General features: G+C 68.5%; 1 protein-coding gene. It reads right to left on the bottom strand.

Going from position 1 to position 19,057, the window contains the following annotated elements:
• Positions 1–53 precede the first annotated feature (53 nt).
• Complete coding sequence (locus tag ACWDRB_RS47420) at positions 54–18,773, bottom strand: UvrD-helicase domain-containing protein (RefSeq protein WP_449905603.1); 18,720 nt, start codon at positions 18,771–18,773, stop codon at positions 54–56.
• Positions 18,774–19,057 lie beyond the last annotated feature (284 nt).

The raw sequence follows: 19,057 nt of genomic DNA, 5'->3' as shown, positions 1-19,057 counted from the left end.
GAGCCATCGTCCATCTCAGGTTGTGCGTCGGCGGTTGGAAGACAGGGGCTGTGTCACCGCTCGACTGCGTGGGCGGTCGAGGGACGGCCGGTCTGCGTGGTTCGGTGGTCGTGTGGATCAGCGTGCTGGGCCGCGTGGGTGAGCTGCTGTGTCGCCGAGCGGGGGAAGGCCGCGGCCACGGCTGCGCCGGCCATGTGCGCGGCTGAGGATGCTGCCACGGGTGGGGTGGCGTCGCCTGGGGGACGAGCATCAGTGGTGCTGGCCTGCAGGTGGGCTGCATGCCGGTAGGCCGCGTGCATGAGGGTCTGGATGGTGGGCCGGTGGGCGTAGCCGTTGGGGACGTAGCCCAACAGGAACACCATGGCGTGCGCTGCCTCCCCTGCCGCCGTGGCGTGTTCGAGGGCCGGCTGCGGGTCGGGTTCGTCCTGGCAAGACCGTAGGCCCTCCATGGCCTGCTCAAGGCGTGTCCCAGCGGCGTGAAGATGACGCATGTGAACCGTGTGTTCGTCATCAGGGCCGGATGCTGCGGGGCCGGCGGTGGCGATGTTGCTCAGGTCGCGCCACGTGCTGGTGTCCCGCCACCGGTCGTACGCTTCCACCACCTGGTGGGTGTCTGCCCGGCGAGCCTCCTGGGAGAGGAAGGCCTGGGCGTGGAGATGGCCTTGGTCCACAGGGGCCGTCCAGCGGCTGGCGTGCTGGAAGCTTGCCCGCGCCAGGTCCCGCAGTGCCTGTTGCTCGTCCGGATCCGTCATGGTGTCGGCGAGCTGGGCGGCGCGCATGCTGGCGTCGATCCAGCGCTGGCCGGTCTCGGTGACGCTGGCAGAGCCGAGACCGTCGCGCAGTTCGGTGAGCAGGGTCGCCACGTCCTGCTGGAGCGCGTCCATTTCGGGGGTAGGCGCGTCCTGGCGTTGGCGCGCCTCCTGCCACCGTTGACTTCGTTCGGCCAGCTCGCGCCCAGCACCAGTAACCGCCTGCAGATTCGGGTACGGCTCGGCGTACAGCATGAGCGGGTCGGAGACGGTCACCACCTGCGGATCATTGGGTTCGGTCTCGTTCGCCGGAATCAGCAGACGGTCCACTCTGACGGGCTCGGCAGAATCCGCGCGGGCGATGGCGGCGACCCGGGCACCGTGCCGGGCCAGCGCCTGCTCCATCCGGCGGGCCGCCAGAGCGAAGGGGCCGGTGGACATCGTGGCCAGCTCCGCGGCCTGGCGACGCGCCTGAACCAGGTGTTCCACTAGGTCGGCGTGCGATGCCCGGTCTGGTACGGGTTGTTCTGCTATCGCCTGGCTGAGGTCGCGCAGCAGGGAGGTGAGGGGCTCACTCTTCTCTTGCGGCCCAAGGTGAGGGCTGGCGTAGATGGCGAGCAGGTTGCCCCTGGCCTGCCGGAGCACGTTGTGGCCTGCGACGATCTCGGTTGGCTTCTGGTAGGGCGGCAGAACCGTTGCCAGGAACGACGTCTCATCCAGCGGCGGCAGGGATGCTGATCGCTCGCGGGCGGCATGGTAGGCGGGGTTCGGGCCGTTGTCGGGCGCGTCGGGGCCGCGTAGGTGACGGTAGGTGTGCGGGGCGAGCAGCTCGGCAAGCCGGGGCCGGAGAGTGCCCGAGCGGGGACCGAAGTACGCCGCCTTCACCGTTTCACTGGGGATGTCGTCGTAGCGGTCGGCCAGGTGGTTTTCCAGCCAGGAGTCATAGACACTGAGGAAGTTGTCCAGGTGGTTGACGTTGGCGACGCGCCACAACTTTTCGTCGCCGGCCTCGGTCAGCGCGGCAATCCACTCCACGTCGCTGGACGACAGCCCCAGCTGATGCTCGTCGTTGAGCTGGGTCAGGGCCTGCCTCACATCAGCCTCTTGCCTGGAGGGTTCGATCGCGGGGGCAGGGCCGGGGTCGTCGATGAGCCTGCGGTGCATGTCGGCCATCTGCCGCGGCTCCAGGGGGCCGCGGAAGGCGCCGCCGGCCATGTACCGAACAACCCGAGGGAGTTCCCGCCGGGTGCTGGTGCACGCCTTGCCATGAGCGGCCACCAGGAACGGACGCTCGGCGTCGTCACTGACCCGCACCTGCAGATGCACAGCCTTGCCCTCGCCGAGCGTGAACGCCAGCAAGTCCCGGCGCGGATCGTGCTGGTAGTCGCGGCCGGCGAGTTCCGCGCCGAGCACTTCCGCCATCCGGCCGGGGTCCAGATCGGCGCGAGCATCGGTGATGGCCATGTCCAGCAGCTCTTGCTCGACCTCGGCCATCCGAGTGCGAACCTCGTTCAGCCGGTCAGCGTGCGGGAACGGCTGGCCCAGCTGCTGCCGGGCAAGTTCGGCGTCCTGGATGTCGCGCTCGGCGCCCTCCAGTGCCGACTCGCGCCAGGCTTCCAGCCCACGCAACTGCTTTTCCAGTGCGACAATCGTGTGGCCGCCGTCCTTGTCGGCCAAGTTATCCAGGTCGAGGAACGTACCGTGCAGGTACTTGACGTCGAGGCCCAGGTTTACGAACGCGCCGCGCTTGCGCTCGTATCCGGCGGTCATCATCAGGGCGAACCCGCCCAGCTGTCCCACCTGAGTGGTGAGGTTGGTGTCGGGTTTGTTCTGGGCGGTGCGAACCAGTTGGTGTTGCACGATCGACTTGAGTTGCTGCCACGCGTCGGCCCGCTTGGTATGGCGCTGACCTTGGAGGGTGATGGCGAACTCGTCACCACGAGTGTCCACCCGCTGCTCAATCAGCTGAGCGAGTTCGTCTGCCTCACGGCGCCGGGAACTGGCCTGCGCGGTGAGCTCTCGTACGGTGCGGCCCAGGCGGCCCTGTCGCCGGTTGTAGGCGGTCGCTTGCCGCTGCAGCTGCTTGAGTTCGCCGTTGAGCTGTGCTTTCTCCACCAGCAGCGGGTTGCCGGTGGCCATCGCGCGTATCTCCTCCATTGACAGCGCCGGCGAGTCGAGATCGTCGATGTCCTCGCCGGTGATCTCGCCGCTTTGCAGCTTGTGGATCTCTTCGGCCTTATAGGTGAGGAGGTCCCAACTGGCCGCGTCTCGGGTGCCCTCAGTGACATAGACGAAGCGGTGCACCTGGTCGAACACGTTGCCATTACGTGGCAGCCGACCGTAGCGCTGGATCATGTCGCGAGGCCGGTGCGGCGCATCCAGATGGTGCTCGGCAATGCCCCAGCGCTGCATGTTGACTCCGACGCCCATAGTGGAGGTGCTGCCGATCACAAAGTCGAAGTCACCGTTCTGAAGGCGAAGCATGGCCTGCGCCTTAGCGTCCTCGGTCTTGGCATCCTGCATGCGCCAGATCCTGTGGCGCGGGACGCCGCCCGCGACCAGACGATCGGTGGCCTCGTCATAGACGTTCCAGGCCTCCTTGGGGGTGCTCATATCGCAGAACATCGCCTGCAGTCGGGCTGGTGCAGGGCGTTCTTCTCCGGTGGCCTTGTCGATGTAGGTGATGCCCTCGTACTGCTTGTAGATCTTCAGGGCGTTATCGACCGCAATGTCGACCTTTGTGGGGCCTGAGGGTTCCAGCCCACGCAGCCGCGGATCGAGTGCCAGCTCGCGAGCATGATGCGACAGCAGCAGCCAATTGTCGTCCTGAGGCTCGACGCCGCCCGCTTCGAGCCGCTCGGCCCGCTCCACGAGATGATCGATGTAGGCGTCCTGCTCCGGCATTCTCGGGCAGACGACAATCTCGGCCTCCCGCTTGCCATCGCTTGGCCGGGGTGCCAGCGGCGGCTCGGGGATGTAGGGGAGTTTCGATTTGGGAACGTAGTCGATGAAGCGGCGCCAAAACTGGCTCAGCGCCAGCGTCTTGGTGTAGCGCAGCCGTTCCTTTACCCGCAGCGCGTTGCCGACGACGGTGCTTTCGACGCGCATGTCAGGGGCAATGAACACAGAGGCGAAGTCGTCGATGTGGACAATGCCTTGCTCCTTCAGGAGATGGGGAGCTAGCTGAGCGGCGACGGTGTGCGTCTCGGCGATGGCGTTGGTGACGAACGTGGCCGTTGCTCCGACAGTGCGGCCGCCGCGGCTCCGGACGTAGTGCAGCATCACCTCGATCTGGGCGGAGCGCTTGCTGTTGTTGGTGTAGCGCAGGCCGTAGATCTTGGAGTCGCGGCGGCGGTTCTTGAAGTTGTCGAACTCGTCGACGAAGAGCGCGTCGATGCCCGACAGCTCCAGGTTGGCGCCGTCATCGCGTTGGCGCGCCAGATCCTGCTTGACCTTCTCTCTCGCGTTCTTGATCGTCTCCTGGCGCTTCTTGACCGACAGACCGTCCAGGTTGAGCGCGCCTAACACCTGGTCGTTGGTGTACTCGGCCAACGTCTCTTCCCGCAGGGGCATGCGAGCGGCGGCCTCGTAGGTCAGCAGCACGAAGTCCCAGTTCCCCTCAGCGCACTTCGCCACGAACTCGCGCCGGTTGCCGCGCAGGGTGCGGGCGGAGCCGCGCAGATAGTTGGCGTTGGGGAAGACTCTGCGCGTTTCGCGTTCAAACTCGTCGATGACGTTGCCGGGCACGATGATGGCCGGCTTGGAGGCAATGCCGAGTTGCTTCATCTTGATTGCCGCGGCGATCATCGTGCGGGTTTTGCCGGCGCCGGTTGCGTGGGCGAGCCCGACGGTGTCCTCGCACAGGGTGCGGGCGACGCCCGCTACCTGGTGGGGATACAACTGGACCGCAGGCGACATGCCTGGAAAGCTGATCTGCATGCGGCGGTAGTCCGGGTTGACGTAGCCGTTGAACGATTCGTTGAACTGCTTGGCCACGTCGTCGGAGCGGGTGGGATCGTCCCAGATCCAGTCGGCGAATCTCTGATGCAGTTCCGTGACCTTTTCGCGAGCGAGCGCGGTTTGCCCGTGGTTGGGAACCCGCCTGGTCGACTCGCCTACCTGGATCGTGTCGTACACGATGGGGGTGGACTGGTCGAGCGCGTGCACGGCGATCTCGACGGCCTTCTTGCGTTCGGTCCCCCACTCCTCCTCCAGCACGGCACTGCCGCGGCTTGGCCGGACCTTCCATCCGGTGTCTTCTTCCTTCTTCTCCAGGCGCACTGTGAGGTTCGGGTCGTGGAAGGCGTCGCGGAGGAAGTCCTGCATCATCTCGACGGGGATCCACGGCTCGCCCAGCTTGACGCTGATCTGCTCTGGCTCCCAATCTTCCGGGATGACCTTTTCCAGGGCTTGCACATTGCGCACGAAGTCGGGGTCGGCTTCAGCGGCCGCCTTCGCGGCGCGCAACTTCTTGCGCACCTCACCGGCCAGGTACAGTGTCGCGGTCTCGGGCTGGCCGGTGGCGGGGTCAGTGAACAGGAGATCCCCGCACATTCGGCGGGCCTCGTCCTCATCGCAGCCCAGCAGCCATGCCACGTACGGCATGCGGATCTCGCCGTGCTGGTCGAAGGAGACCATCAATGCCTCTTCGGCGCGGTCCACGCCGAGCGGCGGGTCGTTGCGGCCGATCACCCGCTGGGTGAAGATCTCCTGCTTGCGGGCGGTCTGGGTCTCCTCGTCGAAGATTTCCAGGCCCATCAGCCAGGAATCGTCGGCGAGGTGCTGACGCACCGGCGGGTACTGGCGGCGCAGCTTGGGTTCCCCGGTTTCGGGATCTATGTGGCCGCTGTTGATGAGCTTGAACCGGTTGTAGGGGCCGTAGCGGGTGACGTAGCCGTCGTAGAGGTGGTTGAGCCGTTCGCGCAGTTCCAGAATTTCCGCGGTGTCGTCGAGGGTCTCGAGCTGAGCTTCCAAGAGCCGTTGGACGGTGTTGCGCATCCGTACCGCTGTGGCCAACTCGGCGACCTGTGTCTTGGGCACCTTGTACGGGACGGCGTTGCCGCCTTCCACGATGGTGAAGCGGCCGGCGTCGTCGACGTCCAGGTGCCCTTCCGGCCGCTCGCGCACTTCCTGCACGGGCTTCACCGGTTGCTGTTGCTGGGGCGGCTCGCTGCTCCAGGTCAGCCCGTCGCGCTCGGCGCGCTCCACCAGCCGGGCCAGCGCCTGCTCCAGCACGGGCCCCAGAGGTTCGTCCAGCCGGACGGCCAACTCGTCTTCGCGGCGCAGCCCGCCCGTCTCCAACTGGCCGAGCACCTGCTCGGGATGCTCGCGGAAGTACTCGTTCAGCCGCACCTGCGTGTCGTCGACCGTGATGACGGGCGATCGCTCCCACGCGGTGGGATCCGGGGCTTTCCCCTCCTCACGGCGGCGCAGCAGCACGATGTCGGTCAGCGCCTTGGTGCCGGCGGCCCGCTGGTGGGCGGTGGACGGGAGCCGGATGGCGCCGACCAGGTCGGCCTGGGCCGCCAGTTCGCGGCGGGCGGCCGGGTTGAGCTTGTCCAGTGTGTAGGCGGAGGTGATGACGGCCAGCAGGCCGCCCTCCTTGACCATGTCCATGGACTTGATCAGGAAGTGGTCGTGGATTCTGTGCCGCCGCTTGGGGTTGTACCGTTCGTCCACCAGGGAGATCGATCCGAACGGCACGTTGCCGATCACCAGGTCGAATCCGCCTGCGGGCAGCCGGGAGTCGGCGAACGATTCGTTGAAGATGCGCGCCTGCGGATACAGGTAGCGTGCGATGGCTGCGGTGGTGGGGTCGAGCTCGACCCCGACCATGTTCGCCTTCTCGGGCGCCAACCCGATGAAGGTGCCCGCTCCGCAGCCGGGCTCCAGGACCTGGCCGCCGGTGAAACCCAGCCGCTGGATCGCGGCCCACAGCGGGCCAGCGATCGCCGGGTCGGTGTAGTGCGCGTTGAGCGTGTTGAGCGCGGCCGCGTCGTAGTCTTCCGGCGACAGCAGCTCGCGCAGTTGGTTGCGCGCCCACGCGAACCGCTCGTGCTTGTCGTCGCGTTCGTCGAACACCGCCGGCACCGCGCCCCAACCGGACCAGCGGGCCAGCACCTGCTGCTCCTCGGCGGTGGCGGGCCGGTCCTCAGCTTGGAGGCGCCGGAGCGCGGTCAGGGCGGCCAGGTTGGCGCGCACCCGGGCGACCTCACCGGACGGAGCGAGGTCGTCTTGGCCAGCGAAGCGGAAGGCCGGGTCGGCGTCCGGGCGTCCCGCCGTCACGTTGTCAGAAGGCGTGTCCTGGCCAGGGTCGACCTGACCGCTCTGGTCGGCGGCGGGCTCGGCCGCACCAGGGGAGACGTCGGATTCCGGCTGTGAGCCGTCCGAGCCTGGCTCACCGGCGACCTCGACGCCCGTTTCGCGGATGGTGCCGCGAATCTCCTCCCATCCCTGCCCGTCGGGATCCAACTGCTCGGCCCGCTCAATCAGCGCGAGCGCACCCTCGGCATCGCCGGCGGTGAACAGCTCATAAGCCTGCGAGGAGAGCTCTGTGGCCTGCTGACGGCGTTCGGCACGGGCGCGTTCGTGCTGGCGGAATCGGCGCCGCCGCTCCTTGTCATCGAACGTGAACACCTCGGGGTGAGCGGCCAGATAGGCGTCGACCCACTCCTTCTCCTGCTGGCCTGCCTCCCCTGTCAGATGGTGCTCGCCGTAGGTGTCGGCGATGTATCGGCCGGGATCACCGGTCCAGGCGTGGCTGGCCGCATGGTTCTCGATCGCCTCGACCAGGCGTCGGCGCCGCCCAGGCGACATGCCGGGAGGGGAAGGAGGGGTGCCGTCGTCGGTGGACGGCAGCGGTGTGGGGTCAATCCACCGTTCGCGCACCTGACGTCGCGTCTGCTCCCAATCCCCGGCATCGGGGTAGGCGCGCGCGACATCGTCCACGGCTGCCAGCGCGTTGTCCAGCTCGCCGGCCGTGGTCAGGCGATCCGCCTCGACCAGCGCGGCGGTGACGCGGTCCCGCCGCTCCCGATTGGCGCGGATGACCTCCTGATGCGTCGCATCCCATGCATCCCGAGCCACGATGCCGGCCCGATGCAGCCGCCTTTGTTCCTCATAGATCGGGCTGCCCAGGGCATGGCCGTCGGCTGCCTGATCGATCAAGTCCCGCAAGGCCGCCCAGGCGGCCAGCATGTCGCCTTCGTTGTCTCCGGCCAGGGCCTGCCGGTAGGCGTCGGCGGCGGCGGTGATCTGCGGCTCGATCTCTGCCGGAAATACTCCAGGCTGCGGAATCAGCGGCTGGCCGCTGTCCTGTACCGCAGCGGAAAGCTGTTGGTGTTCGTGCCCTGGGCTCTGGATCGCCGCATCGCCCTCAGGCTGTCCCGCCGGGCCGATGGCATCGGCGCCCGGCTGGGTTGCGGCGCCGTTGACTAGTCCGGTGTCACGCCCTTCTCCGGCGGCAGGTACACCATCTCGCTCAGAATGGTCTCCCGCGCGCTGGCCTGGGCCGCTTCCATGCGTCGCGTCTTGGCGAGGTAGCCCTCCTCGGGCTGGTCCGGCCCCGCCAACTCCTGCGTCTTGTCCAGCACCAGCTGAGCGATCTCCTCGCCTAGCTCGGTGAAGTGCGTCTCCGGGTCGCTGATCTGCTGGTAGGCCGTCGGACGCCACCGCTTGGTGTACTGTTCGGCCAACCTGCCGTAGTGATTCATGAGCCTGATTCTGTCCTTCTTCCGGCTGGGCTGCCTCGGCCGGCTCCGCTTGCGACGCCGGTTGTGCCGATTGGATGCGGTGTTGGTCAGGCCGCGTCGCAGGCGCGGCCTCAACCGGCTGAAGTTGGGCGATCAGCTCGGGGGCGACGTTGAACTCGTGCAGCAGTTCGTCGTCGAGGATCCACTCCAGCGATCCGATGTCCAGGCTGACCCGTGCCCGGGTGACGGTGACATAGGCGAGCCGCAGGTCTTCAGCGGGCGGCAGGTTCGTTGTGCCGTCCTCATTGGTGGTCGGGCCGGAGAAGTCGTCGGCGATCAACACGTGATCCCACTCGCGGCCCTTGGCCTTGTGCGCGGTGCTGACGATCAGCTCTGGCTTATGTTCCGGATCTTTGGTGTCCTCGGGGACCATCTGGTCGATGATCGAGATGAGGCCTTGTGGTTTGTGCTTGTCCACCAGGCGGACGAAGGTGCGTAGACCTCTCTCCTCTGGGTGTTCCTCGACGTACTCGCGAACCTCGTCCCAGTCCTTGAACCCGGCAAGCTCTGGATGCTTGGTGGGACGCCTCGCCATCAACTCGCCGGCCGCCTTGGCGATGGCCCGCAGATCACGACCACCACCCACCATGGCAACGCGCTTGCCCGCGTCCAGCCCTTGGATGACGGCGGCGACGGCTCCCGCATTGGTGCGACACAGCACCGCGTCAGGATCGGGGACCGGACCAAGACGGCTGTCGCGGTGGGGGTTTCCCTCCAGCAGAAACGGCGACTTGAGGAGGGCCAAGAACCGGTTTCCGGCGGTGGCCACCGCGTGGCCGAACCGCCAGGACTGAGTTAGCGGCAGGACGACCTCTGCGGGCCAGCGATCGAGCGCGTCGACGGCGCCGCGGAAGCCATAGATGGACTGGCGCGAGTCGCCCACCACGATGGTCTGGATGGGCTGGCGTCGCACCACGTCCGCTTGGACTTCTGAGATGTCTTGCGCCTCATCGAAGAAGATCAGGTCAGTGTGGAGGCGCGGCCTGCTCAAGGCCCAGATCTTCTGGTAGTCGTCGTGGTCGAACAGAAGTTTGCCTTGAGGGTCGGTGATGTCCGCCCAAGCGTGCTTGGCGTAGTGGAGCACCGTGCGGTTCAACTCCGACGGTGGTGTGTCGAACGTCGGCACATGGCGCGCGTCAAGCTCTGGGTCGGCGCTGTTGCGGAACTTGACCACGGCCTGCATCGCCAGGCGCGCCAGGGTGACCCCCTGAACGGTGTCCTCGCCGATGATGATCTCGTCAGGGATACCGAGGACCTCAGCGACCTCCTCGGGGCGCTGAACTCCCTTGCCGACTGCGTCCAGCTTGGCCGCGTATTTCCCTCCCACCAGACCGGCTCGGGCCAGCGCGTGGAAGGTGCTGACCCGGACGTTAGGGCCGAATGCTCCCTTGGCGTCGTTGACGATGGAGCTGTTGAACGCCAGGTAGAGGATCTTCTTGCTGGGTGCCGCCTCGGCGACGCGAGCGGCGAGCATGCGCAGGACTGTGGTCTTGCCGGTTCCGGCCAGCGCCTGCACGGCCACCTGCTGGCGGTCATCCAGGATCGCGTCGATGATGCGCTGCTGCTGGGGTGTCGGTGGGTGCGACACCGTTTCCTCAGCCGCTTCAGCATCCAGTGTGACCAGCGCCTGCCGAATCTGCGCAACGGCGTGGTCAGCGTTTGCGCTGCTGCCCATGTACAGCCAGGCGTCGGGGCGGCGTCCCCACCAGAACTGGTTCTTCTTCAGCGCCGCACGCAGCAGCTCGGGATCTCCTCGGTCGGTGCCGCGGACGAGAAGGTCGTGCCCCTCCTGCACAATGGTGATCTTGTTGGACCATGCTCCCGCCGGTGCTGGCGGTCCTTGTCCAACCTTCGGATCACCCGCCCCAACCTCTGGGACGCTCTGGTCTGGCGTCGAGGTCGCCGCTGGTTCACTCGTGCGGGCAGGCGCCTGATCAACAGCGGGGTTCGACCTGTGATCCTCCCGCGCAGGTGACGGCTGGGACGGCCAGACCCTGACCGTGTTGAGGTCCACCTCGACGGTGACCGTCTCGCCGGTGGCTGTATGCACGCCCTCCACCACGGCGACGCCGTTGGCATCGGCCTGATCTCGCAGCCACCTCATGTCGTGGTGCGCGCCCAGAGAGAAGTTCGTGTGTGGCGGCCACCCGGCGGCCTCGTCGGGGTAGGCGCTGAGGTAGTGATAGCCGGCGCCCAGGTTGACGTAGCCCTCAAGCAGGATCTCTGCCCGTACCTGCCGAACCTGCCCTGCCTGTTCGGCAGAGCTCGCGCCCGCTTCCGGATCCGCGGCTGCGTTCTCGGCGTCTGGGCTCACGGACTCGGCCGACTCTGCGTCTACGGCGGCGGCCGGTGACGGACCGGCAGCGGCAGTTGTTGCTTCTTGGCCGGCAGCGGGCGGTCGTTCCTCCGGCTGCGAGCCTGCCGGGGACAGTCCTGCATGCGTCTGAAGGGCGGCGTAGAAGCGGGTAGCAACCTCGCCCGCTGGTGGAGCACCGTTCAACCCGAGCGAGACGTCCGCCCATCGCCGGCCGACGAACACGGGGAACACGCCAGCCCCGGTGGTGACGAACATCGTCCAGGCGGCGGCGCGGCCACGCTGCCAGGAGACGCCGATGCTGGCCGCCTCGCTATCCCAGGTCAGCTGGAATCGGCCGCCGCCGGGGTCCTGCTCGGCCAGCGAGGTGTGGATGTCCATCGCATAGCGCAGGTTGTCGGCCTGCTCCTGGCCGAGAGGGGCCGCGCATTGGGAGGGATCGGCGCATCCATGAAGCTCGTGCCACACCTGCTGCAGCCGATCGCTCTCGGACGCGGCCGCGCCGGAGGTGGCCTGCAGGCTGGGATGCTGGGCTGGGGCGAACACGCCCACGGCGGGGAAGGGGGTGTTCGCGCCCTGCCGGGGGTAGGCGCGTTTCTTCGTCGCCCGAGGTCCTGTCCGAGTGACGATAGTGATCACGCCGGGCAGGGTGGGGTTGTTGGGCGCTACCTCCAGCACCTCGTGCGCGTCCATGGTGCGGGAGCGGGGACCACGCGGGACCTGGATGACGTCGCCGACCACGACACGGTCGGCGGGCAGGTAGGCGACGGGGTTGCCGTCAGCTTCGGCCCTGTCGAAGGCAAGCCAACGAAGCGCCTGCTCCGGCGTCATGCCTGCATACGGATCGATGGATTCCCGGCTGATCAGAGCGGGCGCGACAATCCCATAGCTGCCGTCCGACCAGCGCACCACCTGATGCAGGCCGGGCGCGAGGTCGGCATCGGCGGCAGGAAGCGCTCCGCTGGCGACCGCGGGCCGACTCTGATCGCCGTCCTCACCCTGACCTCGTACGGTCAGTGGAGTGTCGTCGGCATGCAGGATGCGTTCGGGCCGCAGCGGTCCACCCCACGGGCTGTCCTCGGCGAGGCCGCGCGTGCCAGATGGAACGGCATTCTCCTGGTCCGCAGCCGCATGCGGTTCTGCAGGAGCCGGGGCAGGTGGCGTCTGCGAGGTGGGCGTGCCCGCATCGTGAGCGGACAGCTCGGCTGTGGGTGAGGGGCCGCTGTCGGGCAGAGCCCACAGATCACCCATCCGCAAGATGCCATCATCGGCGGTCAGGTGAACCGGGCGGGTCGGCCCCTCAACGGTGCGCAGGTCGACGACGATGCCGTTCGAGTCGCGGTGGGGCGGCCTGATGGCGATGCCCTCGATGATCTCGGGGTCCCAGCGGCCGGCTCGCGGCCGGGCGATACGCAGCCGGTCGCCGCGTACGATCTCGTCCGGTTTGATGGGGCCGCGGTGGCGCCCCTCCCTGGCGTGGTGAGCGGTCCAGATGCGCTCGTTGTCCAGTACGACGGCAAGAGCGTCGTGGCGCTCGTGGGTGCGGTCGTGGTTGGCAACGATGTGCACGACGGCATCGCGCAGGGCCAGACCCTCCGCCGAGGTCCACGACTCCACGGCCTCCCGGAAAATTTCGGCGTGCCAGGGGAACGGCCGCCCGTCACGGTCTCGAGCTTGGCTCTCGACCAGGTGGGCCAACTCGACGACTTCGCTCTCCGGCCGGTTCTTGAGCAGTACGTTCGGCACCACGTCGTCACCGGCGTGCGTGGTGGCGATGCCGTACGCGCCGCCATCCTGGAAGACCACCAGGTGTCCGTCGGGGCTGACCGTCAGGCTGGGGCTGTCGGCGATGGTCTCCAGCCGTGCTCGGACCCGGGCGTTGCGTGACGCACTTGCCCGAGGGGATTGGGCCAGCGCGCGCAGGCGTTGGCGCAACGGCGCGAGCGGGTCGGCGGCGTCACCGGCGGCTGGCTGGTCAGCTGGCTCGCTGGCGGCAACTGGTGGCGCGTCGGCTGCGGGCGTGTGCGGCTGGCCCACGCTGGTGTGGTTGCCATCTTCGGCGGGCGCCGATCGTTCCGTTGCCGTGTCGGGCCGGTCAACGATCACGTCCGCCGGGTCGAACAGGGCTCCGGCCTCCGGCTGGGATGCCGGGTCCTCCAGCGCGGGAGCGGGCGCCGGGGGTGAGGTGGATGCCGCGGGGGAGCCGGGGCTGGCGCTCTGCTGCGGCACGGCCGCAGGCTCGGCTGGCGGCGCGACCTCCTTCGGCTCGGCGGTCTGCGGCCGGCCGGTGGCCACGACCATGCCCTGTACGGGTTGGCTGTGGTCGCCGCGCGCCCAGTGGTCGAATTGCGCGCGACTGGCGTGGATGACCTCCCACGAGCCGTTATGAACCTTGGCCCAGTGCTCGGCCGTGGCCTGCGCGGCTTCCGCGCTGGCTTCGTTGCTCTGGGTGAAAGCCAGCGCTCCAGCTGCGTTGTAGGCGTGCGCGATGAACATCGGCGCTGGTGCGGCCGCACGGTGCGGCCTGGCGGGCCGGGCCTTGCCGGTGCCCGTCCTCTGCGGGGCGGCGGGCGGCGGGGCCGTCTGGGGCTGGGTGTCCTGCCCTGGGCCGCCGGAATCGGGTTGCGCCGCTTCAGTCGGTTCCGCTGGTGGGGCCACGCGAGCGTCGTCGGCGGATTCCTGGTCGTCTTGCCGGGCGGTGTCCTTTGGCGCGTCGCTGCTGGGCGGGCCGGGCTCGGACGGAGGCGGGGACACCTGCGGGAGCAACTCGGCAGCCAAGTGCCGAATGCGTGTCAGCGTGGCTTCATCGATCGTGTCCGCCGCGTCCTCGGCCGGGCCGCCGTCAGTCGGAGGAACCAGCGGCTCGGGTTGCAGCGCGTCGGTGAAGAGCCGGTTCGTGTGCGCGGCCAGCAGCTGGGCGAGTTCCTCGGCTGCGTTCCGGACAGGGTCGTTGTCACGCGGGCGGTTCTTCTGCGCGTCCTGGACATGCTGGAGAAGCGCGCGGCCTTCGCGCAGGATCGCGGTCCGGGTATCGGTCAAGCCGCGTGAGACCAGTTGGCCGAGCCGTTTCCAGCCCCACCGGCCGGTTCGAGCACCGCCGGGCGTCTGCACCTGCACAGCCAAACCGCCCGCCGACACCTCGATGTCTTCGACAGCGCCGGGATCGGTTTCGTGTGGGAGGCGCCGCCCACTGGCGTGCCGGAACTGCGAGGGCCGGGCCGCGCCGGGAGTCGTGATCGATTCGACTAGCTGGGCCACCCAGGGCGCGCCGAGCCGTTGCATCGCCCGCGCCATGTCGTCGGCGGTGACCTCGCCGGGAGCGATGCCGAGGTGAGGCAGGTAGCGGGCGGCCGCCACGTCCGGCGGTAGCCTGGCGCCGTCCCGGATAACCTCGACCAGGACACGACCGTCCTGCTCGTGGTGTACCCCATATCGGATACCTGCCTGATACAGGCCGTGCAGGATGGTGTTCGTGGTCGACTCGGGCGTGGGGATGAGCACACCAGGCGGGAGGTCCTGCTCTGCCGGCGCTGGCGGGACGGGCGCAGCCTGCTGGACGCACGCGTGGAGCTTCCTGATGAAGGCGTCTTGAACTGCTGAAATCTCGTAGAACAGGTTCGCGAAGCTGGCCGGTATCCCGGTCTCGGCCGGGTGACGGAACTGATCCGCTACCCAGAATGACAGGATGCGCTCGGTGAAATCCTCCGACGCCAGCACCTCATCGGAGATCATCGTGGCGCGGGCGGCCTGTAGCCCCTCGTGCTGAAGGGCCCGTTCGAGCAGGATGCGCGCCACCGGCATCACATGCCGCATGGCCGAGCGTTGGGCCGCCGGGTGGCCGGACAGGAACTTCTTGCCGAAGTGCTCGGCAACCAGCGCCTCCAACTCCTGGCCTGCCGTTGGCTCGGCGGCGGCCTGGCCGGGCGCCGGGGCGGGAGTCTCCACCGCGGCCGGCAAGGCAGGCTCCGCGGCTGGCAGCCCGGCCGTTTGAGCGCCTGTGTCCATGGCGGCCTCGGCGTGCGGCTCCGCCGGCGAGCTCTCCCGCTCTTGCCGGTCGACTGCGAGGTTCGGCAGCCGGGGCAGCCGGACCACCGCCACCGATACCTCGTCAGCGTCGAGATGCAGGGTGTGCGGCTCGCTGACCGGTGTGCCCCACTCGCGCTGCAACAGCCTGCCGCGAAGCTCCAGGTGAGTGTCGTGGCGGCGCGGTGGTTCGTCGAGAATCAGCAGCCCGTGACCGTCCAGCGTGCCGACAGCATCACCAAGGCTGAGGTCGTCGAATGGCGGGGACTCCTCCCACGTTTTCGGAACGACAGCTTCAAGCTCGTCAAGGCGGTGCAGCAGCGAGGGCAGTTCGGCATCGTCGATGGAGCGCGGCGCGGGTTCGGCGGGGGGCGTGTGCCGGTCGGGCTCGAACAAGGTCTGCTGCGTCGCGGCTGCGCTGTTGCGCGCGATGGCCGCAACCACGATGTCGTCGCGAGCACGTTCGGCCATCGCGCTCAACTCGTCGATCGCCTGATCTTGAAACGGCCGCTGGCCCAGGAGTTCAAACGCTTCCAAACCGCGTCTGTAGTGCTGGTACAACGTTTCGGCGCGGCCGAGCACGACCATCCGCGGGTTGGATAGTGCCGGCCGGATCCACTTATCGGCCAGATCCGCCCACTTGATCAGCATCTCGCGCCGGACCGGCTGCCCGTTGGCGTCGTTCACCTCTACCCGTAGCCCGGCCCGCGTGTGATGGACGGTGCCGCCAAGCCCGCCGATCCCCACGGTCTTGCGGCCGAACCGATCAAGGGCCTGGGCCGGGTCAGGGCTTTGAACGGCCTCTACCAGCTGCCAGAACCACGTGGCGGTGAAGCGCTTGAGCTGCTCCCCGATTTCTGCAGCGGTGAACCGCCGTGGCACTGTGGCGGCGCGGTTGGCGGGCGAAGGGGCGCTCGCGGTCGGCCGCTGGTCGGCGGGGGGCACGACCGACGTCGAGGACCGGGATGCGGGCTCGCCTCCCGGACCGGCGCTTGCCGGCTGCTCGCTGGACGGCGGGAGGGAATCGGCCTGGTCAGACGACCCCGATGGGGCAGCTTCGCTCTGCTCGTGGTGGGCGGTGGCCGTTGCGAGCCGATCGCCGCTGGGGTCGGTATCCGGGACGGCGCCGGCCGTGCTGGCAGGGGCGGTTTCCGCACGGGCAGGCTCGACGGCGGGGACGGCGGGGGCTGCCGGGTCGGCCAGCGTTGCCAACGAGCGCGGCAAAGTCAGCGTGGTGACCGGCGCGGTATCTGCCGGATCGGACGGCTTGTGCCAGGGATGTACGACGCGGCGGCCGTCAGGGAGTACCCCGTGGATATCGTACCGGTCGGCGGCCTCCTCCACCGTGATCACACGCATGGGACTCAGCTGATAGCCGGGGGCCAGGATGACGCTGCCCGACTGAAGATCAAAAACAGGGGTCGGGTGTCGTGCGACTGCGGCAATGGCGTCGGCCAGCTCGTCAAGCCGCGCTCGCCCGCTTGACGTCTCCCCCGGGAAGGGGTCCAGATGGAGGTTCGGTTGATGCACGGCGAGGGCATCTCGGATGATGCCGTTCTGGGCGGTGTGCCCTATTGCCTCCAGTTCCGCGAGCACAGCCCGGTGGAGGGCGGACTCCCCCATCAGCGTGTAGGTATCGGCCAGCCACCTGTACCGGCTGCTGAGTGTGCTGGCCTTGGTCAAGTTGGCGGCATGGTCGCCCCTCAGTCCGGGCTGGATCCACCGGTGCAGCTGGGCCCATGTCAGATCGTGGATACGGCGGTTCGGTGCGTCTCCCGCCTCGATGCGCAGGCCTTGCCGGCGCACGCTAAAAGAGCGCCACGTTGGAGAACTGAGGGACCCGCCGACGCCGGCACCCGCGCTGGCGCCGCTGATCAGCCGCGACAAGGTAGCGGGATCGTCCCGGCTGAGGACGAGTTCGGCCATGAAATAGGAGCCTCTGGACAGCAGGACCTCGGCGGTGTCCAGGTCCATGAGGGCTGCGGGATTGACAGTGGCAGCCGTACTGGCCGTGGCGGCTTGCCGTCCGTCCTGCTCCGCCTGCTGCTGGTGTCGGCCCGGCTGGGGCTGCCCGTTCGCGGCGGCTGGGACGTGATGGTCTCCGTCGGCCTGGCCAGTCTGGCTGGCAGCGGCGGCCTGGCTCGGCGTCGCCCCACCGTCCCCGAGCAGGCTGTGATCGTCGGCCACGTCCGGCGCAGGAGGAGCCGGCACGGGGTGAGGCTGGGGCGCGGGCGATGGGCGTGTCGCGCTGCGAGGTGGCTTGGTGGGCTCAAGGCGGATCCGCTGGGCAGCGACCTCGCCGTTTCGAGAGGTGGTGCCATCGTCGCCGTCGCCGTTGACGACCAGGTCGTCTCCGATGACGTCGTTCCTGACGTTGAGATCGTCTTGGCCGTGCTGCTGGAGGCCGTGCTGCTGGAGCACGTTGGAACTCGCTGGTGGGGCTGCCTGGTCGGCGTTGCTGGTGCCGTTCGAGGAATGTGCGGCTGTCCGCGGCGGCGTGCTCGCGGTGGGGTCAGGTTCCGGATCGGGCTGCTGCTGCGCGCGCGGGGTGGCGACCTCGCTGTCCTGACCGGCGGCGCCCGGCTGCGGCTCCGCCATCCGCGAGGAGGGGGCGGCAGCGCCGGGAGAAGGAGGTGAGGCCGTCGAGGCCCCGTTGGAGGGAGAGCGGCGGACACGGGCGCGCATGGCGGCCACGGCGTGGTCGTCACGTTCGCGGATGCGCGGCCCGACGATGTCGCGCACCTGGTCGGCCGATGCCCCGGCGAGCACCACCACGCCCCACGCGGCGTACATGCCCTCCTGCAGGCGCGCCAGCATCGTCTGCCGGGCCTGGCCGTCTTGCCATCCGGTGACGTAGCGCCACACGCTGACCATTTCGTCGATGCTCACGTCGCGCCACCACTCGTTGGTGAGCCGTTCCAGCAACACCGCCTGCTGGTAGACGTGGGCGGGATTCTCGCCGCGCTGTTCGGCGTCGGAGGCGTGCAGGCGCAGCCGGGTGTAGTTCAGCTCCTGCTCGGCTTGCGCGGCGAACGTCAGCTGATCGGCGGCCAGCTCGGGGATGGTGTGCTCGGCGGCTCGATCTCGATGCTGGGTGATGAGGAGTTCGAGCCGGTGTTGTTCGGCGAGCAGGGCCTGTCTCAGCTCTGCCGGGCTGACCGGGACGATGTGAGTTCCTGCCAGCACGTGGGCGCGCCAGTCGAGGATGTGCTGATGGACCTGGCGGGCTTGGTCGGCGCTGACCGTGGCCACGGGCGGGCCGGTGATGGTCGGGCCGTGATGGAGCTCGACCTGGTAGCGGCTGGTCATCAGGTGGTCGGCGGGCTGGCCGTTGATCTGCGCCAGTGTGCCGACGTAGCGCTGCAGGTGCTCGGCCGCGACCTGCTCGGGTGGGATCCCGGGCGGCAGGGGCAGGTCGAGCTGATGTGCGATGACGGTGTTGCGGCTGGTATCGCGTACGGCCAGGCTGACGGTGGCGTACCCGGGATCGGTGCGGCGGGCCAGCGTAGAGGTGGCCGCGCGGGCGAGAAGCTCGACCACGTCCCGGGCGGGCGTGGACAGATCGATGGCGATGCCGTACAGCTGAGCCGTCTGATCGCGCAGATGACGCAGCGCGGCTTCGGCGTATGGTTCGCCGAGCCACGCCCAGCTGGCGGTGATCTCCCAGGCGGCGCCGATGCGTTCCGGTGTGGCCTGCTCCCACCACTGCTCCTGGTAGGGCTGGCGCATGTAGGGGAGCGCAAGCTGGTGCTCGGCGGTGAGTTCGAGACTGAATTGGCGGACCTCGGCGGGGCCGGCCGTGCGGGCGCGCTGGCCGCGCTGGCGGCGATCGTTGACGATCTGCTCGGCGCGCTGGAGTCCGGCGGTGATGGCCTGGCGAACTCTCCGCAGCAGGCTGCGGCCAGAGGGGGTGGGCCTGAACTGAGTCTCGGTCATGGCCGCCGCGTGCCTTGATCCCGCGGAGTGCAAGGGCGCACGTTGCCTCCTTCGATGCGTCGGCAGGCAGCGGTATGCGCGCCGGGCACGGGTGCCAGCGTTGAACAGGACACTGGCGGGGGCTGGGGTCCGGTCACGCTTTCCGCAGCAGCAAAGCGGTGACCGGACCCCTACCGATTTGGCGCATCCGGTGCCAATCGGAGTCGTGGAAGCGCAAGGTCGACGACTGAGGTGGCGGCCGGTACCTGGTCCCCGCGAAGGGTGAGGCCGTGGTCGGGCCACAG

Source organism: Nonomuraea sp. NPDC003707 (genome assembly GCF_053587055.1).
This window is presented reverse-complemented; position numbering and strand designations above follow the sequence as displayed.